Consider the following 24,272-nt stretch of genomic DNA (forward strand, 5'->3'; position numbering starts at 1 on the left):
CCTATTTCTCCAGAGAGCGAAACATCTCGATGGCTCTCACCCGGGCAATGGCGTGATCCACCATGGGGGCCGGATAATCCTGCCGCCTCTTGAGCCGTAGCCAGTCGTGGGGCTGATGCACGTAAGCGGCGGGAATATCGGCCAGTTCAGTTACCCAAGTACGGATAAACTCCCCTTGTGGATCAAATCGTTGCCCCTGAGTGGTGGGGTTGAAAACCCGAAAGTAGGGTGCCGCATCGGCACCGGTGCCCGCCGCCCACTGCCAGCCACCGTTGTTGGCTGCCAGATCCCCGTCGATCAGTCTACTCATGAAGTAATCCTCCCCGAGCCGCCAGTGGATATGGAGATCCTTGGTAAGAAAACTCGCCACTATCATCCGCAACCGGTTGTGCATCCAGCCGGTGGTGTTGAGACAGCGCATCGCAGCATCGACGATGGGGTAGCCAGTGCGCCCCTCGCACCAGGCGGCGAAGGCATCCGGATCCCAGCTCCACGGCAAGGCTGCCGTCTCTGGTTTGAAGGGGCGATTCATGGAGAGAGTCGGGATCAGCAGCAGCAGGTGGCGATAGAACTCGCGCCAGATGAGCTCATTGAGCCAGACAAAGCCGGGCTGGGCCTTGGACTGGGGCCGGTAGCCAAGGCGCTGCTGGAGCGCCGCCACACACTGGCGCGGGCTGATGATGCCCGCAGCCAGATAGGGGGAGAGCACGGACGTGCCCGCGATGGCTGGAAAATCACGCTGTTCGCCATAGTCAACCACGGCACGCTCCAGAAAAATGTTCAAACGGCGCAGAGCTTCTGCCTCCCCCACTGGCCAGCGGGGATCCGCCGTCAGCTCGCCGAGAGCCTCATCAACCCACGCACGTTCGGCCAGCGGCTGCCACGGCAACGGCTCGCCACGCGGTGTCGGCGCCCGATGAATGACAAAACCATCCTCGTCGAGAGCCTTGAGCCAGGCACGGCTGAAGGGGGTGAAGACTTTGAACATCTCCCCCGACCCGGTCAGCACACGCCCCGGCGGCAACACGCAGCAGCCGTTGAACCAGTGACAGCTCACCGCCTGCTCTGCCAGTGCGGCAGTGACGGTGTGGTCACGACGCAGCTCATCGATCTCGATGGCTTGATTGGCGTAGAGCTGGGTTACGCCCAGCTCGCGGCAAAGATCTGCCAGCGCTGCTGGCACCTCGGCAAAGGTCTCCACTCGCAGCAGATGAAGCGGGATGCCGAGCGCCGCCAGCTCGCGGCCCAATTCATTCACCTGCGCCAACATAAAGCGCTGACGGATGGGGGCCATTTTGTGCTGCTGCCACTGGGTGGGGGAGATGATAAAGAGGGCGGCGACCGGCTCATCACCAGCGCAGGCATGCCGCAGCGCGGGGTTGTCGGCAAGGCGAAGATCATTGCGAAACCAGACCAGTTTCATGATTCTTTCCTCCCGCGTCCGCTGGTGCCAGCAGCATCTGGGGCATCCGCCATCAGCTCGGCAAGGCTCGCCTGCCAGCCATGGGCTTTAAGCCACTCATCGTCGTAGAGGCGCCCCAGCTCACCAAACAGGCGCGTGCCGGCGGGCCAGCCGGTAGCCAGCTCCTGCTTACCGAGCCCTGCCCCCAGCAGCACCAACCAAGGGGTGGCAGCACGTCCCTCAAGCAGGCTGGCATGGCGGGGCTCCACCGCCCCCAGCAGTTGCACCTCATAACCCTGACCGATCAGCTCGTAAGCAGCCCACACCAGATCGAGGGGGCCAACCTGTCCCCAGCTCGCCAGCGTAATCGGCACGCCCTTCTCCTGCTCGATCAGGTGGCGGGCGAAGCGGGTATGGAGCCAGCCCAGCCACACCTGTTGCAGCAACTCGCCATCCGGCCGCTCGCGCCACAACCCCAGCAGCCGCTCCACAAGCGGTTGCAGTATCCGGCTGCGCACCAGTTCGAACGGATAGCTAGCCAACAGATCGCTGAGCTCGGCCTCCGCCTTGCGCTGATTGAAGGCAAGCAGTGCCTGACTGAACTGCTCCAGGGTCTGCTGCCAGTGATCGCTCACTGGCTCGGAATGGGGTTCACTCAAGAGCCCCTTCACCTGCCCGATACTCACACCCCGCTCCAGCCAGCTCAGGATCTCGCCGATTTGGCGGATATCCTGCTCGCTGTAGAGGCGGTGGCCCTTTTCGGTGCGGGCCGGTTGCACCAGACCATAGCGGCGCTGCCAGGCACGCAGGGTCACGGCGTTGACGCCGGTGAGACGGGAGACCTCGCGAATGGGGTAGATCCCCTCATCAGCCAGAGGAGCAACTTCTTGCGATAAATCAGACATGACAACGTCCATCAAACAGAGGTGTAAAGCGCCCCGATGCAAACCATGCGCCGGGGCAACAGAACGGATTCAGAGCCCGTAACGCAATTTGAGCGTATCGGGGTGCGGATTGAGATAAACCTGCTCGGCGAGATAGGGATTGGGGTACTCGCGCAGGTAGTGGCGGATCAAGGTGAGCGGCACCAGCAAGGGGAAGATGCCGGTGCGGTACTTGTCGATGGTATCGGCCAGCTCCTGCTTCTGGGCCGGGGTCAGCACCCGCTTGAAGTAGCCCTGCAGGTGCATCAGCACATTGGTGTGGCTGCGACGGTTGGCCCGCAGGGTCAGCGCGGTCATCAATCCCTTGATGTAGTTGTCGGCCACCTCCTGCAAATTGGTGGACTTGCCCAGATTGCCGAGCAGCTTGCCGAGCGCCCTGTAGTGGGTGGTGGCGTGGGAGAGCACCAGATACTTGTAGCGGGAGTGGAAGCGGATCAGCGCAGAGGCGGTGATACCACGCGCACAGAGCTGCTGCCAGTCGTGGTAAGCGAAGACCCGCAGCACGAAATTCTCCCGCAGGATGGGATCACAGAGCCGGCCATCCTCTTCCACCGGCAACAGGGGGTTGGCCTCCATCAACGCCTTGGCAAAGAGGCCGATCCCCTCCTTGGCGCTCCCCTCATTGTTGGCGCCATAGACCTTGACCCGCTCCATACCGCAGCTGGGTGATTTGGCACAGAGGATATAGCCGGAGATGAAGTCGAGCTGGCGTGCCTTCTGCTCGCTGAACGCAATCAGCTTTTCAGTGACATCGAAGCTACCATTGCTCGCTTCGGCACGGATCTCGCCGTTGCGCTTGACCAGCCGGATGGCGGCGCGAGGCGCCCCCAGACCGATAGCCATCTCGGGACAGACGGGGTGATAGTCAAAGTGAGCGCCAAGATCCCGTTCGCAGAAGCTGGAGCGCTTGTGGCCCCCGTCGAAACGCACCTCTTGTCCCAGCAGGCAAGCACTGATACCGACTTTAATCTTGTACATGATGGCACTCCTTGTATAAACCTTGATTCAGTTATAGCAGTTATACAAAAAAATGGAAGTTGTATAACTATCGCCGACTGATACGACACAAGGAGAAAAAAGAGATCACTGGAAAACGAAAAAACCCATGGCGAACGCCATGGGTAAAAATCAAGACACTACGGACTACTGGAAGGGGGATTAGAAACTGTATTTCACACCCAGGCTGGAGATGGAGCCTTTCTGCAGATCCCAGCTGCGATAGGTGTAGTCGGCAGTCAGCGCCCAGTTCTGGTTGAGCTTGTAAGCACCGCCTACCTTGAAGTCATGCATATCATCGGTCATGTTGGCGTAACGGTAAGCCGTGGAAAGCTCGATGTCGCCGATGTCGTAGCGCAGACCCACTTCACCGTACATGCTGCCACTATCCTTGCGAGCCACTTCGTCCCATCCCTTGTTGTTCTTGGCCAGCTCACGCTCAAGTTGATAGCCCATCAAACCGGTTTCGCCATAGAGATTGAGTCCTGTGCTCAGCGGGGTAAAGACACCGATACCCAGGCTGGAGATGGACATGCTGTCATTGCCGTCGTTGCGGGAGGTGAATTCGGTTCCGGCACGACCGTAGAAGTTGGAGCCAAAGCTCTTTGAGAGGTCCAGGCTCAGACCACCAAAATCACGGGTACCTTTGCTGGCAGCATCACGGGGAAATGCAGCGCTGTCTTGGCTAAGGTAATCAGACTTGGTGTGCGCCCAGGTCAAACCGCCCTTTGCGTAGCTGAACGCATCCTGTGCCAGAGCGGAAGTAGAGGCGAAACCGGCCAGAACCAGAAGAGATACAGTTGCTTTTTTCATGATGATAACTCCATGTGATTGGGCCCGTTGCTAGCGAGCTGGTATGGAGTCATTGTGCGGTCAGCATCCCGGCTTGCCGAGCGGCAAGCTGTTGCAAAACCATGTCAGATGTAAGCAGATATTTCCCGAGATGTCAGGGGTAACAAATTGCCGGCCCAATCGGTTTGCATGGGCCGGACAACACCAAATCAGCGGAAGACCACCTCATCAATTTCGACCCTGACCAAGGGCTGCCCGGTCAATCCGGCAGGACGGGGGATCTCGAGGGCCAACGACGGACGGACTTGCCCCTTGCGCAGATAGGTCTCCGGCAGGCGGTTCTCGGCAACCCAGAAACGGGCCTCCTGACGGCTCAGCTGCACTCCATCAGCACTGAACAGGGTCACCATGCCACGCACCCCGACCACATTGCGGGTGCCGGTATTGCTCACCATAAAGGTCAGCACCAGCGGGTCAGATCCCTCGATCTTGTCCAGCTTGACCACCACACCGTCGCGTGCCATCTGGGCAAGCAGCTCCGGATTGGCCTTGGCCTGATCGGTCAGCACCGGAGCAGCAACGGCCACCACGGCCCCAGCCTTCCCATCAGCAGCCACGCCCTGTACGGACTCGGCCGGTTTGACCACCAGATACTCCCAGGTAAAGTCATCGTTGAGCTGAACCTGCCGACCATCGGGCAGCGTCACCTGAGAAAGAGGGGCTGCCTGCGCCAACACGGGGGAGAGGCACAGGGCAATCAGCAGACGGGAGAAGGGTTTCATAGGGCGAAGCTCGGCAACAGGTGAAAGGGCGACAGTATAAACAGTCCCGCCACCCCTTGCCTATGACAGCACTCACGTTCTGGCTCCGGCGTCGCTTGCCCACGGGCTAGATGGCAAGATCGTGCCGCTCTTTGTGCGCCATATCCAGAGTCACCAGATCGAACTCGGTCCTCTTGAGGGCAGAGAGAATATCCGATTGCATATCAAAGGCCTGAGCACGCTGATGCTCGGGCAGACGCACCCGGGCCAGGGTGGTGGAGCAGTCGCACAGGGTATGGAAAAAGACCTGCGCCTCATCCAGCCCCATGTCGGCCAGCATCTGTTCGGCCTGATCCACCATTCGTAGATAACGTTGCTTCAACTGCCGTGGATTGGTGAAGCGATTGCTGAGGCAACCGTTGCTCCCTTTGCCCCAACGACCGAGCTGACGCTTGTTGAAGCCATAGCGAAAATCACGGCTCATCACCCCGTTATCGGCAAAAAACCAGATGGTGTTGGCAGGCAGTGAGCCGAACTGGGCAAGATAGTCATCACGCTCCTCCACCGCGGCCGGAACCAGCAACGGCAGATGAGCCCATTCCGGACGAGCCTGCACATACTCACCAATGCGGCGAACCGGATCGATCAACCCCTCCATATTCGGCAGGCGATCGCAAAAGATGATTTCGTCACTCTTGATGACCCAGTGATCGATGCCATAACGCTGGCAATAACGGCGGGCTCGGGCCACTTCGCTGCGGCTGCGGGTCGGATTATCGAGGGTAATTGCGTGGATTTTCACACCGGCAGCACGGCACAAATCGATGCTGTAACAGGATTCCAACCGTCCCGAAAAAGAGACTATCAGCTCGTCAAAATTTGCCAGTCGCTCAATCAGCTGCAGCTCCCTAGCTTGAAAAGAGTGATCATATCCCTGATTCAAGACAACAACATTGGCATCCATTAAACAGCTCCGGATGATAAACAGGTGGCTTATTGTGCGGGAAATAAGCTGAATAGGCCCTTACAGTGTCAGGTTAAAATTAAAACTTGATGATTATTTCCCGTGATTCATCCATAAAATCAATACCTTGAGCGTCATACACTCGCAATCTGGCCTGATGTACCCGATGGGCTCGCAAAAAGCCCTGCGCCTGATCCAGCGAGGTGAAGGTCAGGTGCTCCCCCTCGCTGTCGGTCAGACAGAGGTACTCCCCTTCCGCCTCGATACAGAGCTGATAACCACTGCCATCCTTGCAGGCGATGATCAGGGTCGCCTCGGGATAATGACTGAGCCAATTGCGAAACCGGCCATGCTCCATAGTGCTCCTGAAGGGGCATCACCCCTTGCCGGTGGCGGGCAAACAGCCCAGCTCACCCAGTTGCTGACGACAACTCGCCGCGTCGGTAAAAACGATCCCCCTGATACCGAGGGCCTCGGCGGCCGCGATGTTGGCAGGACTGTCATCGATGAAGATGCACTCTGCCGGTTTCAGATCGAACGACACCAGCAGATAGCGGTAGATATTCGGCTCCGGCTTCATCATCCGCACCCGCGCCGAGACCACCTTGCCGCTGAAGAAGCGCCAGAAATCCTGATGCTGCTCCAACCAGTCGATGCTGGCATGACCCATGTTGGAGAGGGCATACAGAGTGTGCCCCGCCCCGTGCAGCTCGGCTATCAGGGTTAGCATAGCGGGATCTGGCAGCAGGGAAGCGGGAACTGCCTGTAAAATGGCCAGATTCTGTGCCGCCGAGAGGCCTGTGCGCGCTTGCGCTTCCCGGGCCATGGTGTGGAGCGACATGGTGCCTCTGTCTACCTCCAGCCAGTCCGGGTGGTTAAAGAGCCGCTCGGCCAACTGTTCGGCCCCTTGCGGGCCACGCACGGAACGCACTATGTCTACCGGATCCCAGCTCACCACCACCCGTCCCAGATCGAAAATAATCGCCATCGTCTTTACCTCCCCCACTGGGTGTCAGTCATCAAAACAGAGTCAATAGAACATCGCTCATACGCCATTTTCTTAACCGGATACCCTGCCCCCATCCCCGCCCGCGGGCAAGTTTTACTTGCATCAGACCGGCAAATCCCTTAATGGTTATGACGTTACTTCAAGGACACACCTATGCACGCACCATTCTTCTTTGCTTTCTCGTTTATCCGGCCCGCTTGAGGGAAGGCCTGTCGTCGTGTGAACAGAAAGCAAAGACGAATCGAGCCTCCCCTAGCGGAGGCTTTTTTTTGCATTAATATCAATCGATTACTTGGATAGGGAACAATCATGGCAACGCTCGACGAGATCAGACAAGACATCACCCGGTTGGATCAGGAGCTGCTTGCCCTGCTGGCGAAACGCAAGACCCTCAGCATCGAGGTCGCCCGTGCCAAGCAAGCCAACCCGCGTCCCATCCGTGACCACCAGAGGGAGCAGGAGCTGCTGGTCGCCCTGATCCAGAAAGGGCGCGTGCTGGGGCTGGATGCCCAGTACATCACCCGTATCTATCACACCATCATCGAAGACTCAGTGCTCTCCCAGCAGGCCTATCTGCAGAGCCTGCTCAACCCGGAGCAGCAGGAGCCGATGACCAGCGTCGCCTATCTTGGGCCGCGCGGTTCCTACTCCAGCCTGGCCGCCCGCAAATATCTGGCGCGCTACAAGGATCAGGTGATCGAAGTAAACTGCCAGAACTTCCGTGAAGTACTGGATGCGGTGGAGTCGGGTCGCGCCGCCTTCGGCGTGCTGCCCATCGAAAACACCAGCTCTGGCTCTATCAACGAAGTCTATGACGTGATGCAACACACCAGCCTCTCCATCGTCGGCGAGCTCACCTACCCCATCGAGCACTGCATCCTCACCGCCGTGCCGACCGAGCTGAGTCGCATCAAAACCTTCTATGCCCACCCGCAGGTGTTCCAGCAGTGCTCCCACTATCTGAGCAAATTGGAAGGGGCACGCCACGAGATCTGCGACTCCTCCTCCAGTGCCATGATGAAGGTGAAAGAACTGGCCAGCCCGGAGGCCGCCGCCATCGGCAGCGCCGCCGGTGGCGAACTGTATGGTCTGGATGTGCTGGCCGAGCAGCTTGCCAACCAGAAAGAGAACTACAGCCGCTTCATCGTGGTGGCGCGCAAGCCCATCGATGTGGCACCGCAGATCCCGGCCAAGACCACCCTCATCATGTCCACCTCCCAGAAGCCGGGTTCGCTGGTCGAGGCGTTGCTGGTACTGCGCAGCCACGAGATCAACATGACCAAACTGGAGTCCCGTCCGGTGCAGGGCAACCCGTGGGAAGAGATGTTCTATCTCGATGTCTCCGCCAACCTGCAAACCCCGGCGATGCAGGCCGCACTGGTGGAGCTGACCAAGATCACCCGCTATATCAAGGTGCTTGGCTGCTACCCGAGCGAGGATGTGAAACCCACCGCAGTGCCGCCGGTGCTGATGGGGAGCTAACCAGCCCACAACGACAAAAGGCGAGCACACTGCTCGCCTTTTGTTTTGATGCCTGTGTTGATGCCTGTTTTCAGGTCAGGCAATCAACTCAGAACTGACCCGCCATCAACTGATTGATGTTGTAGAGGGCGCGGGTATCGAGCTCCATCTCGGTGGCATAGGTATTGCCGCGCGGATAGGAGGCCACCACCCGGGCACCACGCACCACACCGGCGACCGACACATCCAGCGAGTTGGAGGTCTGGGTCAGGTCACGATAGCTGCTCTGGCCGCGCACCTGCTGACCATTGAGCTGCTCGGCCAGCTCGCGATAGGCATCCATCTTGGAAGCGCGAATGGCTTGCAGCATCTTCTCCGACTGGGAGGGACCGGGCTGGATGTCGATCACCGCATAGCCCACCGCCTTGAGCACCGGAAAATCATCGGGTTTGCCACCCTGGGTGTAATCCACCACCCGGTTGCCGCTGCAACCGGTGAGCAAGAGTGCCAACAGGCAACCAAACAGGATCTTCATGACTCGCTCCTCACGGGGTCAGGTTGACCAGATGACCGCCCGGCCGGGCCTGACTGTCACGCATCAGATAACCGCGATTGATCGATGCCCGACCAAACGAGTTGTTAGCACCGAACAGATATTTTTGCGGGATCAGGCTCTGGGCCGTGGTCTCAACCATCTTGGTGCGCATGTCGATAACGCGGGCATTGACCAGGATCCCCTTGCTGTTGCGGCTGAAGGTGCCGACCAGAATGCGGGAGATCGGCAAACGGGAAGAGAGCTCCTTATAGTTGCGGCTCAGCACGAAGTCCCCCTGCGGCGTCACCTTGATGCTACCGGTCAGCTTGAAGTCCACCACCACCTCGCCGCGGCGGTTGAGCTCGTAGATAAAGCTCTCCTCAATCTGCTGCCCCATCCAGTTGGTATCCTGCAGGGTATCGAGATCGACGAAAGAGGCCACCGCGATGGGCTCGGTCAGGGTGGTCAGTGATTTGCGCTCCATCAACTGATCGGTCATGCGCGCCACCAGCCAGTTGAGCTCCATCCCCTGCGCCGCCTGGCGGGGGTCACCCAGATCCCGATTGATAGGGTCGGAGCCGCATCCGGTCAATGCCAGGGCGAGCGCCAACGCCGTGATGAGTTTGTTCATGGATACCTTTCCTGTATCTGCACCTGATTTGTTATCGGACGCGCCGGACAAAGCTTGAGCCGGGAATGAGGCATGATTCTTGCTGAAACACTCGTTGTTAAGCCAATCTCTGGCGGATGGTCAGAAAAACGCCATCGAACAACTGTTGTGATCCATGTCGGCCCGCCATGATCTCTTCAAGAGAAGAGGCTGCGAGTCGCCTAATCAAGGTATCTGCTATGAAATTACCGCTGCTGTTGACCCTGCTGCTGGCCAGCCTGAGCGCCCGAGCCGAGCTTATCGAAGCGCAGGGCAGCGCCGCCATTCTGGGGGGCGATGAGGTCTATGCCCGCGAGCAGGCGACCCGCGACGCCCTGCGTCAGGCGCTGCTGGCCAGCGGCGCGGCCGTTTCCAGCGTCCAGCGTCTGGAAAATGGCAGCCTGCGATCCGAGCAGATCCAGATCCGCTCCGGCGGCGACATTCGCCAATACCGGCTCAAGCGGGAAGAGGTGCGCAACGGCCGCATGTACATCACGCTAGTGGCCGACATTCAGGCCGAACGCCAGATCTGCCAGACCCAGCACTTCGCCAAGGATTTGACACTGGTCAGGCTGCGAATGCGCTATCCGGACCAAGCCAGCTACGGCGCCATGGACGACATGCCGGAAAACCTCTCGCGACGACTGTTCGAGACCCTCGCCAATGCGCCGCAAGGGGTCGCGGTGCGCCAGTGGCTGGATGAAAACCTGCGCATCGATCCGCTCCATCTGCAACAGGGAGATCGCAGCGCCCTCGAAGAGATCAAGGCGCTTAGCCTGCGCACCGACAGCCAGTATCTGGTACTCGGCAGCATCGATGATCTCTCCATCGAGCCACAGGGCAACCAGCTGACCAGCTGGTATGAGGATCCCGTGCGCAACTTTCGCATGCAGCTCTACCTGTTCGACGGCATCAACGGCAGCCTGATCAACCGCAAGGTCTACGAAGGGCGCGCCACCTGGACCTTTGGCAAGCGGGATCAGGTGGGCAGCAGCAGCGGCCAGTTCTGGCAATCGAGCTACGGCCAAGAGGTCAACTACCAGTTGCAGCAAGCCGCTCAGGATCTGGTGGCCCAGCTTACCTGCGCCCCGGTCACCGCCCGGGTGGTCGGCCAGAACGAACGCGGCCCCTACATCAATCTGGGACGGCGCAACGGCGTCAAGCTCGGCGACCAGTTTCGCATCCAGCACAATGCCGACTTCATCGACCCTTACGGCAAGTCGCGCATGATGCGCAACCCGGCCGACGGTCTGTTCGAGGTGGTGCAGGTATTCGACGATGGCGCCATCATCAGCAGCCAGAACAAATATTCACCGTTCAACATCCAGAATGGGGATTTGGCAGTATTGGAATAACGGAGCAAGGGAGTTACCAGCGAATGGCATCTCCCGAGCTTCTCATTGGTATGGCTGACTAGCGGGTTGGTATCGGTCAGGTTCCCAGCACCTGACGCAGCCGCTCCTGCGCAACGCCTACCAGCAGGTCAGGCTGGAACTTGGAGATAAAGCGGTCACAGCCCACCTTCTTGACCATGGCTTCGTTGAAGTTGCCGCTCAGGGAGGTATTGAGGGTGATAAAGAGATCGGACATGCGCGGATCACTGCGCACCTCGTGGGTCAGCCGGTAGCCGTCCATCTCGGGCATCTCGGCATCGGTGATCATCAACAGGATCTCGTTGGTCACCTTCTTGCCTGCATCGCACCATCCCTTGAGCAGGGTCAGCGCCTGCAAGCCATCCTGGCACTCGATCACTTCCAGCCCCAGCTGACCAAGGGTCTCACGCACCTGGGTACGGGCTGTACTGGAGTCATCGACAATCAGCACCTTGCGACCATGCATTTCCGGCAGGATCTCCCGATCCAGCACCTCTTCGGAGATGCGGATGTCATAGGTGATGATCTCCGCCAGCACCTTCTCCACGTCGATGATCTCGACGATCTGATCGACCCCGTCTTCCGGGATGCGGGTGATGGCGGTGAGGTAGTTGGCACGCCCCGCAGAGCGCGGCGGTGGCAGGATATCCTTCCAGGTCATGTTGACGATATTGGCCACCTGCCCCACCAGAAAGCCCTGAATGGTACGGTTGTATTCGGTGATGATGAGGTTGGACTCGCTGTCGATGGGCATGGGGCGCATGCCGATAGCGCTGCGCAAGTTGATCACCGGAATAGAAGTACCACGGATATTGGCCACCCCGCTGATGTTGTGATGGGAGCCGGGCATCTTGCTGAGATGAGGTAATTTGACCACTTCCCGCACCTTGAAGACGTTGATGGCGAACATCTGGCGGGTGCCGAGACGAAACATCAACAACTCAAGGCGGTTTTCCCCTACCAGTTGAGTTCGTTGATCAACGGAATCCAATATACTCGCCATACGCTGATATCCATCTGATTATTAATCGACTCTAGTATAGAGGCAGCCAGCCAGGAAAGGCAGGCGCATTTTCAACCAGAGCAACCACCCAGATAAAAAAAGTGAGGCCGAAGCCTCACTTATCTCATTGATTTCAAAATCAATAACTACATACAGACTTCCAGCTGCCATCGGTGGCCTTGGGTTCACTGCTGGTCCACCAGTTGGCCTGCCACACCACCTTGTTGTGAGTGATGCGATCGCCAGCGTTGGCATGATCCCCTTGCGGCCAGGTCGGGTAAGCCTTGTAGGCCGCCGGATTGATGTTCTGGCTGCTGCAGGTCGCACCGCCCTCACCACCGCCCGAACCCAGTACGGCCTCCGGCAGGGTCGGGAACTCGGCCTTGAGACCCGCAGTCTGGCTGCCGCTGATGATGCGGATGCCACTCGGCACACCGGCTGCCGGCAGATAGTAGGTCATCGCCACTTCCACATCGCTGCCCGGCGTCCAGGCTTTCCAGGTCGGCAGCGTCAGAGCCACCTTGTGGAAATCCTTCTCGTTGGCAATCCCGTCAGAGTTCTGGTTGCCACCGCTCTCCACCACTTTCAGCCCCACCCCGCTCTGGTCAGTGATGGTGTCGGAGGTAGAGGTGGGTACCAGAAACTCGATGCGAGTGCCGCCCGGAATGGTCTGGGTCGAGTTGTTGGTGAGCTTCAGGGTCGGGTTGATCGGATAGTTGGAATCCCCTTCCTTGAAGCCGGAGAGGCTCACAGCGATGTCGAGCTGGGCAGTTGGCGCAGCCAGATCGTTCTGCTTGGTGTTGTACTTGGTCGCCTTGGCGAACTTGTCGTAGGCGAGCGTGGTCAGGGTATCCCCCATACCGTACTCTTTTTTCACCGGATCGTAGGCATAGTCACCCGCCATCTCCCAGAACATCACACCACCCAGACCACGATTGACGATGTAGTCCAGCTTGTGACCCATGGACTCCTCATCCTCGGTGGAGAGGAACACCTTCTTCTCCTCGTTCCACAACCAGGGGGCATGGGCCTTGTCGTCGTAGTAGCGGACATACTTGCCCTGCATCACGTGCGCCGGGTTGTTGGGATCCAGACCCCAGGCCTGACCGTAGCTCGGCATGGTGGTGATCCCCAAGTCGGCTGCGTGTTCCAGGTTCTTGGCATGCCACATGGGGATGGCGCCACCGCCGATCTCCTTGCCGTTCTTGTCCAGATCGTGCCAGATGTTGTCGATGCCGACCGCCCCGTTGCCGCACGGAATGGTGCTGCCACCGGTACCCGGCTGACAATCACTCTGACTCGGCAGGGCTGCCTTGCCGGCCAGGCCGTGAGTGCCACCGCTGACCCCTTGCCAGCCACGGGTGTAATAAGGCACACCCACGTTGATCTTGCCGGCCGCCAGTGCACCACGGAAGTAGTGAGCAGACCAGGCTGCGTTGAGGTAACCGATGCCACCAAACTCTTTCTGGGTGTAAACGCCCCACTGCGCCAGCTCGGCGTCAGCCTTGTTGTCAAACAGGGCGGCGTTGTGGCCGACAAAGTGGTTCCAGGCACCGTGAAAGTCGTAGGTCATCAGGTTGACATAGTCGAGATACTGGGTGACCTGGAAGTTCTCCATGCCGCGCAGCAGATAGGCGGAAGCTGGCGAGGCGATGGTCAGCATGTACTTGCGGCCATCCTCGCTGCCCGCCCTATCCAGCTTGCTGCGCAGGGTCTGCATCATCACCTTGTAGTTGGCAAACAGCTTGCTGCGGCACTGGTTGGAGAGCGGGAAGTCGTTGGGGTTGCCCGCATCCTTCATGGAGGTGGGGTATTCGTAGTCGATATCGACCCCGTCAAAACCGTACTGACGGATAAAACTCACCGCAGACGTGGCAAGCGCATTGATGCCATCTGTGTTGACCGAGCAGTCGCCCTTGGTGGTGGCGGTGTAGAAGCCGCGCGTATCGGCCCAGCCCCCGACCGAGATCAGGGTTTTCACGTCCGGATACTGCTTCTTGAACTTCGACAGCAGGTTGAAGTGCCCCTTGTAGGCGAACTCCGGATCCATCTCGGCTCCCGGCACGCCATCCCAGGTCATCTTGGTCGCCGAGTCATCCACCTTGATGGTGTGGCTCTGCTCGTCCACCGCCGCGAAGGCGTAGTTGATGTGGGTGATCTTGCTCCACGGAATGTCGCTCACCAGATAGGCGGGCAGGCCATTCTTGCCGGTGCGCCAGGAGGTGAAGTAGCCGATGACCCGGCGAGCATGGTCATCCCCCATGCACTCGTAGCCATCAGGACGATAGATCTGGCGGATATCGCAGGAGAGGTTGCCGCCGGAAGGTGGCAGCGCAGCCTCCTCGACAGTGACGTTCACTGCCGCCGACTCGCCAACCAGATTGGTCTTGTCGGTGGCGACTAGCTTGAGGGCGGCACTGCCTTTGGTATCGGGCGTCCAGTTCACCTGCCAGGGGGCGGCATTGTCTTCTCCTACCCTCTTGCCATCGACAAACAGCTCGACTTTGGCCACATCGTTGTTGGCATCGGTGACGTTGCCGCTCACCGCCACGCTGCGACCCAGGGTCACCTTGGCACCGCTGGCCGGGCTGCTGATGCTCACCTTGGGCGCCTCTGGCTCTACCACGGCTGCAACGTTGAAGCTCGAATCAGCTTCGCTCAGAACCTTGCCATCCTTATCCAGCGCCCGCGCTTTCAGGGCGTGCGCCCCAACGCCCGCAGCACTCCAGCTGGCCCCCCAGGGCGAGGCGCTGGCCGTGGCGACCAGCTTGCCGTCGACAAGGTATTCGACCTTGACCAGCGCAGTGACCGGGCCGCTCAGGCTCACCGCCAGCGCCACGCTGGCCCCTTCGTTGAAACTGGCACCGGTAGCCGGTGAGCTGACGGCCACACCGAGCGCAGGTGGCGGCACTTCGCCGCCGTAGAGCTTCCAGGCATCCGCCCAGACCACCCCGACACCGGGTTCATAGTGATAGGGTGATGCCCCGCACCAGCCCGAGTAGGGGAACTCTTTGCATTCATAGAGGGCGCCGGCATTGCTGACGATATCACCGGCTTTGTAGGCAGTACCGGCCTTGTAGGCGGGATAAGCTGCCTCCGCCCAGGCGGGCATGGCAGCGATGGCCACCAGCACGGCAAGCCGGCTGGGCCTCAGGAACTGTTGCATATTGTTATCTTCCTTGTTTTGTCTTGGCATTGGTGACCAAGGCAAAGCACAAACGCAACCTGCGTGAAAGACGGGAGACTACCGGCCATGGACTCGCCGCACACTGCCTCTTCACCCGGGGAAACCCCGCTATCTGGATCATCGTCTGATCGGCAGACCGGAGGTTTTGCGTCCCGGCATTTCGACCGGTTTGCCCTTTACCTGGGTTCCGTGAGGAACAAGTCGAGTATAGGAATCAACCCGCAGTGTCTCAATCTTCATTCTCGAAGAAAAATATGTGGTTGCCAGCGGGATCACATTTCCCACCACGCCCATTGGTAAGTTTTTCATCAGTAATTTCAGAGTGTTAGCCAAGTCAAAAAACGCCGAATTGCGCTCATTTGTATCCCGGTAATGTGCGTTGGCTCACTGGTACGATATGCCGAAAATGTGACAATGCGCGCCCTTGGTCAGCGACCAAGGCTATGGAAACACTGGCAAAAATAAAAAAGGAACACCTATGAAAGGTACTCGCACCCTACTGTCTCTGGCTGTGGGGCTGGCCCTCGCTGCACCCGGCGCCCATGCCGCCTTCGTCTGTCCCACCGATCCGGCGCAACTCACCCCGATCCCGACCATTCAGGGAACTGGCTCAGGTAGCCAGTTCGCGACCGACACGGTGACCGACAAAAACGGTAATGTAACCGGCAAAATAAGCCCCGGGACCTTCAATGTTCGCGGTATCGTGACGGCGCTGGGCCAAAGTCTGACCAAGGGTTTCTATCTGACCGACCCGGTGGGTGATGGTAATCCGGAGACCTCCGATGGCATCTTTGTCTATCTGAACGACAAGGAGTTTGCGACTAACTATGCCGACATCAAACCGGGGGCAGAACTCTGCCTCGAAGCCAAAGTCGAGGAGTATTACGGCGGCACCCAGCTCAAGCCTACCTTCGAATCCAACAAAGCCCGCCTGCAGGTCACAGCACAAGGGCTGAATGTGCCGACCAGCATATTGCAGGTCAATGAAGGAGAGACGCTGGCACAGGCGCTCAATCGCCACGAAGGGATGCGGGTACGGCTCAACAGCAGCAGCGATCTCCATCTGACCCGCAACTACGGTTTCGACTACAAGGTTTATCGCAACAACGTCGAACTCTCACACAAGGCGCCGCTGCTCAAGCCGACCCAGATCCATGTTGCCAGCAGTCCGGAAGCGGTCGCTCTGGCTGCCAAAAATGGCAGCAACCGTCTGGTGGTCGAGTCTGATTACAAAGCGCCGGATGGCGTACTGCCCTGGTTCTCGGGCTGGGATGCCGATCAGGGCTATCTGCGTATCGGTGATCAACTGACCGGGCTGGAAGGGGTGATCGTCTACAACAAGGATGCCTTCCGTCTGGTGGTACCGAGCGATGTCACCCTGACTGCCGGTGCCCTGCTGCGCAGCCCTGAAGAGGATCGTCAAGACGCACCGGCTCGCCTCTCTGGCAGCGATCTGCGGATCGGCAGCTTCAACGTGCTCAACTACTTCACCAGTCACTCCAGCATCGGCGGTGCACTTAATATCCTGTGCAAGGATCAGGCGGATGCCGACAGCACCAAAGGTTGCAACCGGGGTGCCAAGAGCCAGCCCGAGTTCGAGAAACAGCGCACCAAGATCGTCAATGCCATTACAGCAATGGATGCCGATCTGCTCGGCCTGATGGAGATGGAGAACAACGGCTTCGAGGATAACTCGGCCCTCCACAATCTGGTGACCCGCCTCAACGAACAGCAGAAGGATGCGAGCAAACACTACGCCTATGTACGTCTGCCGGTCACTGCCCTTACCGATGGCAAGTTCTTCGGCGGTGACGCCATCATGGTGGCGATGATCTACCGTCCTGCCCTGCTCACCCCCAGCGGAGATGCCAGCGTCATCAAGCTGCCGGAGCAGCGCTACACCACTGGTGGTGTGGCCAAGACAGCCGGTCAGCGCGACTCGCTGGTTCAGACCTTCACCCTCGCCAAGAGCAAGGAGCCGCTGACGCTGGTGGTCAACCACCTCAAATCCAAGGGGTCAGGCTGCTACGAAAATGGCGATGGCAAGACAGAACCGGCCGATCTGCAGGGCAAGTGCACCGAGTTCCGAGTCTCTGCCGCCAAGGTGCTGGGTGAAGCGGTCAGCAAACTGCCGGGCCAGGTGCTGCTGGTGGGCGACTTCAACTCCTACGCCAAGGAAGATCCGATCCGGGTACTGACCGACTACAACCCGGCCACCAGCGAGCGGAAGATCGTATCAGCCTCCCACACCTTTATCGGTGAGCAGTCCTATGAACAGCTCGGTCGCGAAGTGACTCGCAGCTACGGCCTGATCGATCTCAACGTCAAATTCAACAAGGAGAAAGCCATCTCCTACAGCTACGACGGGGAGCTGGGCACCCTGGACTACGCCCTCGCCAACCCGGCGCTGGCCAGCAAGGTGGCAGGTGTCGCCGACTGGCACATCAACTCCTTCGAGAGCTCCCTGTTCGAATACGGCAGCCAGTACACCGGCTCCCTGCTCAAGTCTGACAACCCCTTCAGTGCCTCCGACCATGATCCCATCATCGTCGACCTGAGACTGGAGAGCGATGCCACCAAACCGGACACCTCCTCAGGCGGTGGTGCACTGGGACTCGGCCTGCTGGCCCTGTTGCCACTGGCCTGGCGACGTCGCCGTTAACCACTGGCGTATCTGAATAGTGCAAGCAAAGCTCGCGAGTCTCGCGGGCTTTTTCATTCAGGTCATTGGATTTACAAATGAAAGACGCGGACGTATGGAGAAAATAAATGATGGAGAAAACAAAAAAGCCACCGCGATGCGGTGGCCTTTTTGCTTCTTGTAACAAGAATTTGGTGGAGCTACGCGGGATCGAACCGCGGACCTCTTGCATGCCATGCAAGCGCTCTCCCAGCTGAGCTATAACCCCGATTTGTGTGAATGACCGGTAGTCACTCTGAATTTGGTGGAGCTACGCGGGATCGAACCGCGGACCTCTTGCATGCCATGCAAGCGCTCTCCCAGCTGAGCTATAACCCCAAATTCTGTACTGAATGAATGGTTCTGGCGGCCATTCATCCTAAATAATGGTGGAGCTACGCGGGATCGAACCGCGGACCTCTTGCATGCCATGCAAGCGCTCTCCCAGCTGAGCTATAACCCCACAAAGGTCGGCTTGGGTGATACACACCGCACTGCCCTGGGCACTTCATGTCAATCAGGAACCTGGTGGAGCTACGCGGGATCGAACCGCGGACCTCTTGCATGCCATGCAAGCGCTCTCCCAGCTGAGCTATAACCCCTTTGATTCCAGATTGTTCGAGGAGAATTTGGTGGAGCTACGCGGGATCGAACCGCGGACCTCTTGCATGCCATGCAAGCGCTCTCCCAGCTGAGCTATAACCCCAACTCACCTCGGCGCTGACGAAGTTATCTCCGGCAACGGAGGCGCATGATAGGCATCACCCGCTTTGCTGTCAACCCTAAAATAACCGCGACTGATTCGTTTAGTCAAAATTGCAGCAGTTCGCTGTTTTTACCAGCAAGGCGCGTGCTATCTCTCTGTTTTATGTCATAAATCGGCTCAAGCACCTATAAAGGAGAGGCCATGCAGCAAGCCTCTTTCCCCGTGCAACGCCCCCGCTCTCAGGCATCTTTTGCAGGCTGATCGTCAGCGTCTCCCCCGTCACCTAGGGAAAGCCTTTCCATAAAGGGCATTGCATTTGAAAACCCTTTCCATGATTTTTGTAAATTTACAACACAGAAAGTTGATCTGGCTCACAAATGACCATAGGATCAAACCGTGACCCAAGTCACACACCATAACCATAAATGACAGAGCGATGAGGTAAACCATGTTTGAGAATCTGGCAGTCCTGTTCCACCTGCGCGGTGCAACCACCAAGAACGGCGTTGTAGAGAAAGATGCCTACGCCCCCTCCACCCGTGAATACTACTTCCGCTACGGCAAATAATTGCTGAAAGCCTTTCACGGAAAACGTAATAAAACTACAACACACACATCATCACACAGCCCTCTCGAGGCGCTGTCCTGTCCGGGCCAGATGTTCCACGGCCAAACCTGAACTCCACCAAACAAGAATGGGGCCCGCAGGCCCCATCTTTTATTGCTCCGGATTGTCATGGCACCAGATCGTGCGCTGGCTAATCGGCAAGCCTTGTAACCCTGAAACTGCTCAGAGCTTGATCCAAGCATCGGCCCAGGCCGTGCCCTTGCCCGGCTCATAGGCCCAGGCGGCACCAGCACACCAGCCGGTGTAGGGGTGCGGTTTGCACTCGTAGCTGGCACCGCCGTTGCTGACCCGCTCGCCTGCCTTGTAGGGAGTCCCCTCTTTATAGGCCGGATAGTCAGGCGGCGTTACGCCCCCCTCCTCCCCTTTCACCTGCAGGCTATGGGTAGTGCTGCGGCTCAGATTACCTTCATCTGTGACCGTCAGTTTGATCTCCAGCTTGGTATCGCTGGCCGGCTTGGGCAGGGTCAACTCCAGAGTGACCTGATCCAGTGCTGGGGCAGAGGCTCCAGCCGGGACAGTCCAGGCATAAGAGAGTGGCTTGCCTTCCGGATCGCTGGAATGCTGGCCGGAAAGGGTCACCTTGCTGCCACCTTCGGCCTGCGCCGGGCCGGTGATATTGGCCACCGGTGGCAGGTTGGTGCCACCGCCGTTATCCTCGATCACCACCTCCGGATAGAAGTGCTGAACGCAGCGGCTGTAATCCCCTGCCTTGAAGGCGCTGAAACGGGTCTGGTAGCCCACCAGTTTGCACGCATAACTCTTGCCGCCGTTGGGGTTCTCTGCCACATAGCTCCAGTCCTGCTCCCAATAAATGGGCAAGGCACCGGCGCCATTGTCGTCAAACACCTTCATATTCTTGCAGCCCAGCACTTCGTCGGATGGCACCGCCACCCCGAGGTAGTTGGCAAACTCGCGGTAGTAGTTGATGCGATTCTGGGACTGGGCGTGCTCGACCGGGCCGCCGCACTCCACCCCACCGTTGATGATCTGGGTGGTGACCCCGAAGCCTGGCACCAGACCGTTCTGCTTGTCATGGTCATTCGGCTGCCAGGTGCCATCGATGACATGGAGCATGGAAGGCTTGGGCGGCTGCGGATAGGTATAGAAGAACACCGCACTGGCGAGGTTCAGCCAGGTGTCGGCCACCAGATCGGGGCGGTCGAGCAGGGTGCGCACCGTGCCGAACATCGCCTCGGAGAAGGGGCCGTAATTGTAGTTGTAGGAGAGTTGCTTGGCGCCGCGGCCAAAGTAGCTCTTGAACTCGCCATTGTCGAACGTACCGCACGGCCACTGCTGACCCTGCCACACATCGGGACGGCACTCGGCGTTGTAACCGCCGCGCATGGTCTCATTCCATCCCATCTCGCGCACGTAGACCAGCGCCTGACGCCACTCGGCCTCCGGGCGCCAGTTTTCATGGCCACCGGTCTCCTGGGCGAAGTGAGCGAACATGGTTGCCAGCGTCTTGCGGCAGATGGCGTCAGCATCGCGGCCGTCGCTGTAGTCGCTGCACAGGGCCGGGAACTTGGCCGCCGCCTGCAACAGGCCACGATAGGTGTACTCGGGGGCGCGTAGCGGGAACAGGTAGTTGAACTGGCTCTCGCTCAGCAGGCTTTCGACCCGCTTGACGTTGCCCGGGTTGTCGGCACGGCCCGGCTGCACCGCCTCGACCACCAGATTGTCCCGGGTAGCGATGGAGGCCTTGACCGCTTCCATCGCCGGGAAGTCGGTCAGCGCCTTCTCTTTGGCATCCAGCTCGGCCTGGCTCATATAGACGGGGGTGGTGCTGCCATCCGGCGGGGTAGGCGTCGGCGGATTGGGCTTGTCATCGCCACCGGTGTCCGGCGGGGTCACTTCCCCTTCGCCGACAAGCTTCCACGGGGTATCCCACTCATTGGCGGCCGCCATGCCGGGAGTCTGCCCCGGGTTGACCCACCACTTGGCCTCGAAAACCTGGCCGTTGTAGTTGACCTGACTGCCGCCCGGGTAGGATTTGTTGATGTCGTATGCCTCGGCCGCCCACAGGTGGCCGCTCAGCATCATGCCGGCAAGCAGAAGGGTGATGCGGTTTTTTTTCATTATTGTTGCTCTCTATGGTTTTGTGGCAAAAGGCAGAACCCGCCTGAACAGGCGCCGCCATCTTCATCATGGGCTCAACCTAGGGGCAGCTTGCCGCCCCGACATCCAGCCAGACATCGTGCTTGCCCGGCTCGTTACCCTGAGTCCACCACTTGGCCTTCCACTGACGGCCGTTGTGGTTGGTCAGCTCACCGCCGTTGTAGGCAACGGTAGCGCTCCAGCCCAGATCAACCTGACTCGCCAGCGCCCACTGATCGGCGGCGCGGCTCGGCTCATTACCCTGAGTCCAGTACTTGGCCAGCCATACCAGCTGGTTGTGGCTCACCTTGTCACCGCCGTTGTAGACCTTGCTGGCCTGCCATGCGGGAACATTCGCCGCTTCCGGATCTGTGGTGTTGCAAGAACCATCGACCACGGGCGCCAGCGTCAGCACGACGCGCCCTTCGCTTTGATGTACCCCGTCCGAGACGCTCACACTCAGCTCATGCTGCTCACTAGTGGTGACAGCCGGCGGTAGCAGACGCAGGCTGGCACTGGTCTCGCCTTCTACCTGCCAGCCCGTCGGGAAGTGCCAGCGGTAGCTCAGCGCGTCGCCCTCGGGATCGCTCGCCTCGGCGGTGATGGTCAGCCACTCACCGCCGATGCCGCCGAGCTGCGCCGGTACGGTCACCACCGGAGGCTGGTTCTCCACCACGCCCTGCTCCAGCGGCCGCCCGTTGACGGTAAAGGAGAGCGCCTGCTGCGGTGGCAGCAAGCTCTGCTGTACCAGTGTCTGGCCACGGCACTGGATGGTGGCGCGGCCGGGCTCGCTGGCGGTGGGCAGGTTGATGTGGAACTTGTTCATGACGCTACTGGCCGCTCTGTGATTGGCCAGCCTGAAGCGCTGCAGACCATCGCGGGTCTCCACCTGCAACTGGCAGTCACTGCCGGACAGGGTGTTGCTGTCATCCGGATAGGTGAAGCCATAGGCGCCGTGCAGTGCCGGATAGATGTAGCTGCGCAGGGCTCCTTGCGGATCGTAATAGCCCACCAGAGTGGTCACCGGCACGCCGAACTGCTCGGGCTTGCGCGCAACCTTGGTATCGATGGGGGAGACCTCCACCCAGCTCAGGCCATCCGAGGTGAAGCTCTTCTTGAAGCCCCGGTTCACCACAATTTCCTTGCCGTTGATAAAGAGGCGACTGCTGTAACCGGCCCCGTGATCGATGGTCAGACTGCGCCCACGGTTGTCCGCAGAGGCAACCGGCACCCGGATATCACGAGTCCAGCGACCGTCCCACATGGCGACCCTGACCAAGCCGTAATCCGCCAGCAGGGCACTCAGTCCGGCCTCGCTCAGGGCATCCATGGGGGCATCGACCTTCTCGATCCCCTCGATTGTGTGCTGATAGGGCTCCATCCTGGCCGTCGCACTGTTCCACTTGCTAAAGCCGGTGGCCGAGTTGGCATCAAACACCGCCTTGCTCTCCAGGAAGCGCTGGATGATGGCGGCCGAATTGGGGGTATAGAGGGTGAAACGGTTGGCGCCAGAGAGGGGGCTGCCGCCCGCCATCGCATCGTAGCCAAACTTGCGGCCATCGAACGGTGGCTGGCACTGGCCATCCAGACAGGCATCCTCATTGGTGCGGGTCGGCGAGAAGTTGGGGATGAAACGGTGTTTGTCACTGTCCCAGCCCCAGCTGGAGTTGAGCTGATCGGCACTGCGATGAACCGAGCCACGGAAGCCATCCACATAGTGGCCAAGGCCGAAGTTATGGCCCACTTCGTGGCTGAACTCGTTGCCCAGCGAATCATCCAGTGTGACGATGCCACCGCCACCTGACCCACCGTGCACCTGAACCCCATTGGCATATTTGCCGCGGCTGTTGTGCGCCGTCAGCTGGGCCACCACAAAGGGATGGCTCCCCTCCCCTTCACCAGCACTGCTGTTGATGCCGTAGTTGGCATTGTCGATACCGTGGGAGATAAGCTCCTTGCCGATGCGCTGGCGCATGGTGCCGCCATGCCAACCCCCCTCGCTCGGGTCAAAGTCGGTCAGCAATGTGCCGTTGGGCAGCATCACCTCAGGCAGGGAGAGCGGTGCATACTGACTGACAATCATCCGGCTGGCCGGAATGGTCTGGAAGTATTCGCGATGGGCCTCCTTGTCATTGGCAAAGGCAAAGCGCTCCCGTGGTGTGGTGAGCATGCCGATGTCAATGGTGTGCAACAGCAGCTCGCCGGGGGCGCCGACCTTGATGTCACGCAGTTCACCACTGAGATTGCCCTGACGAACGGAGAGGTTCAGTCCGGGCAGGATCCACTCTGCGGGCAGCTCGCCACTCCAGGTATCCGGGGCATAGGTGATGCGGTTGTTCTCCAGCTCCCCCTCACGGAACCACTGCCCCTTGGCAAACTTGAACTGCAGGGTCTGGCCACGGGAGACGGTCACCTGTCGCTCGCCATAGAAAGCAGTCGAGTTATAACCAGCGCTGGAGCGGATCCGCACCATCTTGCCCTCCAGCTCCGGGCTCACGGGCAGGTAGATATCCCGAACCCAGCGGCCGTCGGCGGTCTGGATCTCCACCAGCGCACGCCCAGTCAGCCGCTCCTTGAGGAAGGCGCCGCTCTTGTCGCTCAGTTTGGCCAAATCAGCACTGCTGCTGATGATGGCAGTGCTGCCGCTCTCCGGGACGAAGCTCACTCCGCCTTCGGGAACCCCCGCGAGATGGTAGACCGTCTCGGGCAGCGCCGATGGCGGTGACAAGGTCAGGGTGCCAAGCAGCTTGCCGCTGCCGTCACGGACCTCCACCGTCATGGGGGTCACCCCGTTGGCCTGGAGCGGTTGCACCAGCAGCAGGCTCTTGCGCAGGCTGGTCAGGATGGGTTGGCGATCCCCCTCCTTGGGATGGGAAGGCAGGATCTGGCTCTGGGCAAACTGCACGCTGGCACCCAGGCTACCCGCCAGATCGCTTTGCGGGGTCGTGTCATTGAATATCAGGGGCGAGGTGGTGGCAGACAGGGGGCCAGCCGCCAGGGTTGCCATGATGAGGGCAGCGATTCGGGTCACATTTGTGGTCATTGTCGGGTTCTCGTTCATATTGCTACCGGGAATGAGGGGCAT

17 protein-coding genes, 5 tRNA genes, 1 riboswitch and 1 other annotated feature are annotated in these 24,272 nt (G+C 59.5%); of the genes, 3 read left to right on the top strand and 19 right to left on the bottom strand.

The genetic code is table 11. The annotated features are described in order from the left end of the window. Window position 1 precedes the first annotated feature (1 nt). The 8 genes from phrB to I6L35_RS01490 all read right to left on the bottom strand — a co-directional run bounded on the left by phrB (window position 2) and on the right by I6L35_RS01490 (window position 6,847). The gene (gene phrB / locus I6L35_RS01455; RefSeq protein ID WP_216979349.1) at window positions 2-1,423 is read right to left on the bottom strand and encodes a deoxyribodipyrimidine photo-lyase; all 1,422 of its coding nucleotides are present in this window, start codon (window positions 1,421-1,423) and stop codon (window positions 2-4) included. After that, window positions 1,420-2,307 (bottom strand): MerR family transcriptional regulator, encoded by an 888-nt coding sequence (locus tag I6L35_RS01460; RefSeq protein WP_216979350.1) that lies wholly within the window; start codon window positions 2,305-2,307, stop codon window positions 1,420-1,422. The genes phrB and I6L35_RS01460 overlap by 4 nt, the downstream gene beginning before the upstream one ends. Before the next feature lie 69 nt (window positions 2,308-2,376). Next, complete coding sequence (locus I6L35_RS01465; RefSeq protein WP_005343644.1) at window positions 2,377-3,324, bottom strand: DUF523 and DUF1722 domain-containing protein; 948 nt, start codon at window positions 3,322-3,324, stop codon at window positions 2,377-2,379. 180 nt (window positions 3,325-3,504) lie between these two features. Next, on the bottom strand, window positions 3,505-4,155 hold the full coding sequence (locus I6L35_RS01470) for a porin family protein (protein ID WP_216979351.1): 651 nt from the start codon (window positions 4,153-4,155) through the stop codon (window positions 3,505-3,507). Between the two features lie 188 nt (window positions 4,156-4,343). Then, window positions 4,344-4,916, bottom strand: coding sequence for a DUF3157 family protein (locus I6L35_RS01475; RefSeq protein ID WP_216979352.1), 573 nt, complete (start codon window positions 4,914-4,916; stop codon window positions 4,344-4,346). A gap of 106 nt (window positions 4,917-5,022) precedes the next feature. After that, complete coding sequence (locus I6L35_RS01480) at window positions 5,023-5,859, bottom strand: hypothetical protein (RefSeq protein WP_216979353.1); 837 nt, start codon at window positions 5,857-5,859, stop codon at window positions 5,023-5,025. 79 nt (window positions 5,860-5,938) lie between these two features. Beyond that, complete coding sequence (locus I6L35_RS01485; protein ID WP_216979354.1) at window positions 5,939-6,217, bottom strand: DUF6482 family protein; 279 nt, start codon at window positions 6,215-6,217, stop codon at window positions 5,939-5,941. Between the two features lie 18 nt (window positions 6,218-6,235). Beyond that, a complete protein-coding gene (locus I6L35_RS01490; protein WP_216979355.1) occupies window positions 6,236-6,847 on the bottom strand; it encodes an HAD family phosphatase in 612 nt (203 codons plus the stop codon). A 170-nt stretch (window positions 6,848-7,017) separates the two neighbouring features. Then, window positions 7,018-7,139: a sequence feature (Phe leader region), on the top strand. Window positions 7,140-7,177: 38 nt separating this feature from the next. Here I6L35_RS01490 and pheA point away from each other — a divergent pair. Then, window positions 7,178-8,350: a prephenate dehydratase gene (pheA, locus tag I6L35_RS01495; RefSeq protein ID WP_005343631.1), complete on the top strand. Its 1,173-nt coding sequence runs from the start codon at window positions 7,178-7,180 to the stop codon at window positions 8,348-8,350. A gap of 88 nt (window positions 8,351-8,438) precedes the next feature. Here the strand turns inward: pheA and I6L35_RS01500 are convergent, their stop codons facing one another. Together I6L35_RS01500 and I6L35_RS01505 are read right to left on the bottom strand one after the other, a co-directional pair. Beyond that, window positions 8,439-8,864 carry an LPP20 family lipoprotein gene (locus I6L35_RS01500; protein WP_005338717.1) on the bottom strand — a complete coding sequence of 142 codons (426 nt, stop codon included), beginning with the start codon at window positions 8,862-8,864 and terminating at the stop codon, window positions 8,439-8,441. A 10-nt stretch (window positions 8,865-8,874) separates the two neighbouring features. Further along, the gene (locus I6L35_RS01505; protein WP_216979356.1) at window positions 8,875-9,495 is read right to left on the bottom strand and encodes a FlgO family outer membrane protein; all 621 of its coding nucleotides are present in this window, start codon (window positions 9,493-9,495) and stop codon (window positions 8,875-8,877) included. 218 nt (window positions 9,496-9,713) lie between these two features. Between I6L35_RS01505 and I6L35_RS01510 the strand changes: the two genes are divergently transcribed. Continuing rightward, complete coding sequence (locus I6L35_RS01510) at window positions 9,714-10,868, top strand: flagellar assembly protein FlgT (protein WP_042658371.1); 1,155 nt, start codon at window positions 9,714-9,716, stop codon at window positions 10,866-10,868. Window positions 10,869-10,944: 76 nt separating this feature from the next. On the opposite strand, the gene I6L35_RS01515 is transcribed toward I6L35_RS01510, so the two are convergent. Both I6L35_RS01515 and I6L35_RS01520 read right to left on the bottom strand, forming a co-directional pair. Beyond that, on the bottom strand, window positions 10,945-11,889 hold the full coding sequence (locus tag I6L35_RS01515; RefSeq protein ID WP_216979357.1) for a chemotaxis protein CheV: 945 nt from the start codon (window positions 11,887-11,889) through the stop codon (window positions 10,945-10,947). 139 nt (window positions 11,890-12,028) lie between these two features. Next, window positions 12,029-15,055 (bottom strand): glycosyl hydrolase family 18 protein, encoded by a 3,027-nt coding sequence (locus tag I6L35_RS01520; RefSeq protein ID WP_216979358.1) that lies wholly within the window; start codon window positions 15,053-15,055, stop codon window positions 12,029-12,031. 116 nt (window positions 15,056-15,171) lie between these two features. After that, a riboswitch (cyclic di-GMP riboswitch) is annotated at window positions 15,172-15,260 on the bottom strand. Between the two features lie 294 nt (window positions 15,261-15,554). Between I6L35_RS01520 and I6L35_RS01525 the strand changes: the two genes are divergently transcribed. Beyond that, a complete protein-coding gene (locus tag I6L35_RS01525) occupies window positions 15,555-17,738 on the top strand; it encodes an ExeM/NucH family extracellular endonuclease (RefSeq protein WP_216979359.1) in 2,184 nt (727 codons plus the stop codon). A gap of 171 nt (window positions 17,739-17,909) precedes the next feature. Here the strand turns inward: I6L35_RS01525 and I6L35_RS01530 are convergent. The 7 genes from I6L35_RS01530 to I6L35_RS01560 form a co-directional block, all read right to left on the bottom strand. Next, window positions 17,910-17,985: transfer RNA gene (locus I6L35_RS01530), tRNA-Ala, on the bottom strand. Between the two features lie 34 nt (window positions 17,986-18,019). Beyond that, a tRNA-Ala gene (locus I6L35_RS01535) sits at window positions 18,020-18,095 on the bottom strand. Window positions 18,096-18,143: 48 nt separating this feature from the next. Then, window positions 18,144-18,219: transfer RNA gene (locus I6L35_RS01540), tRNA-Ala, on the bottom strand. 63 nt (window positions 18,220-18,282) lie between these two features. After that, window positions 18,283-18,358, bottom strand: a tRNA-Ala gene (locus tag I6L35_RS01545). A 28-nt stretch (window positions 18,359-18,386) separates the two neighbouring features. Beyond that, a tRNA-Ala gene (locus I6L35_RS01550) sits at window positions 18,387-18,462 on the bottom strand. Window positions 18,463-19,252: 790 nt separating this feature from the next. Further along, on the bottom strand, window positions 19,253-21,169 hold the full coding sequence (locus I6L35_RS01555; protein ID WP_216979360.1) for a glycoside hydrolase family 19 protein: 1,917 nt from the start codon (window positions 21,167-21,169) through the stop codon (window positions 19,253-19,255). A gap of 79 nt (window positions 21,170-21,248) precedes the next feature. Beyond that, the gene (locus I6L35_RS01560) at window positions 21,249-24,230 is read right to left on the bottom strand and encodes a M66 family metalloprotease (protein WP_254204515.1); all 2,982 of its coding nucleotides are present in this window, start codon (window positions 24,228-24,230) and stop codon (window positions 21,249-21,251) included. Between the last annotated feature and the right edge of the window lie 42 nt (window positions 24,231-24,272).

The organism is Aeromonas sp. FDAARGOS 1405, assembly GCF_019048265.1.
Taxonomy (GTDB): Bacteria; Pseudomonadota; Gammaproteobacteria; order Enterobacterales; family Aeromonadaceae; genus Aeromonas; species Aeromonas veronii_A.

Bases quoted from the DNA above. Each gene is read 5' to 3' on its own strand.
- phrB (WP_216979349.1), bottom strand. From the start codon at position 1,423: ATGAAACTGGTCTGGTTTCGCAATGATCTTCGCCTTGCCGACAACCCC.
- I6L35_RS01460 (WP_216979350.1), bottom strand. From the start codon at position 2,307: ATGTCTGATTTATCGCAAGAAGTTGCTCCTCTGGCTGATGAGGGGATC.
- I6L35_RS01465 (WP_005343644.1), bottom strand. From the start codon at position 3,324: ATGTACAAGATTAAAGTCGGTATCAGTGCTTGCCTGCTGGGACAAGAG.
- I6L35_RS01470 (WP_216979351.1), bottom strand. From the start codon at position 4,155: ATGAAAAAAGCAACTGTATCTCTTCTGGTTCTGGCCGGTTTCGCCTCT.
- I6L35_RS01475 (WP_216979352.1), bottom strand. From the start codon at position 4,916: ATGAAACCCTTCTCCCGTCTGCTGATTGCCCTGTGCCTCTCCCCCGTG.
- I6L35_RS01480 (WP_216979353.1), bottom strand. From the start codon at position 5,859: ATGGATGCCAATGTTGTTGTCTTGAATCAGGGATATGATCACTCTTTT.
- I6L35_RS01485 (WP_216979354.1), bottom strand. From the start codon at position 6,217: ATGGAGCATGGCCGGTTTCGCAATTGGCTCAGTCATTATCCCGAGGCG.
- I6L35_RS01490 (WP_216979355.1), bottom strand. From the start codon at position 6,847: ATGGCGATTATTTTCGATCTGGGACGGGTGGTGGTGAGCTGGGATCCG.
- pheA (WP_005343631.1), top strand. From the start codon at position 7,178: ATGGCAACGCTCGACGAGATCAGACAAGACATCACCCGGTTGGATCAG.
- I6L35_RS01500 (WP_005338717.1), bottom strand. From the start codon at position 8,864: ATGAAGATCCTGTTTGGTTGCCTGTTGGCACTCTTGCTCACCGGTTGC.
- I6L35_RS01505 (WP_216979356.1), bottom strand. From the start codon at position 9,495: ATGAACAAACTCATCACGGCGTTGGCGCTCGCCCTGGCATTGACCGGA.
- I6L35_RS01510 (WP_042658371.1), top strand. From the start codon at position 9,714: ATGAAATTACCGCTGCTGTTGACCCTGCTGCTGGCCAGCCTGAGCGCC.
- I6L35_RS01515 (WP_216979357.1), bottom strand. From the start codon at position 11,889: ATGGCGAGTATATTGGATTCCGTTGATCAACGAACTCAACTGGTAGGG.
- I6L35_RS01520 (WP_216979358.1), bottom strand. From the start codon at position 15,055: ATGCAACAGTTCCTGAGGCCCAGCCGGCTTGCCGTGCTGGTGGCCATC.
- I6L35_RS01525 (WP_216979359.1), top strand. From the start codon at position 15,555: ATGAAAGGTACTCGCACCCTACTGTCTCTGGCTGTGGGGCTGGCCCTC.
- I6L35_RS01555 (WP_216979360.1), bottom strand. From the start codon at position 21,169: ATGAAAAAAAACCGCATCACCCTTCTGCTTGCCGGCATGATGCTGAGC.
- I6L35_RS01560 (WP_254204515.1), bottom strand. From the start codon at position 24,230: ATGACCACAAATGTGACCCGAATCGCTGCCCTCATCATGGCAACCCTG.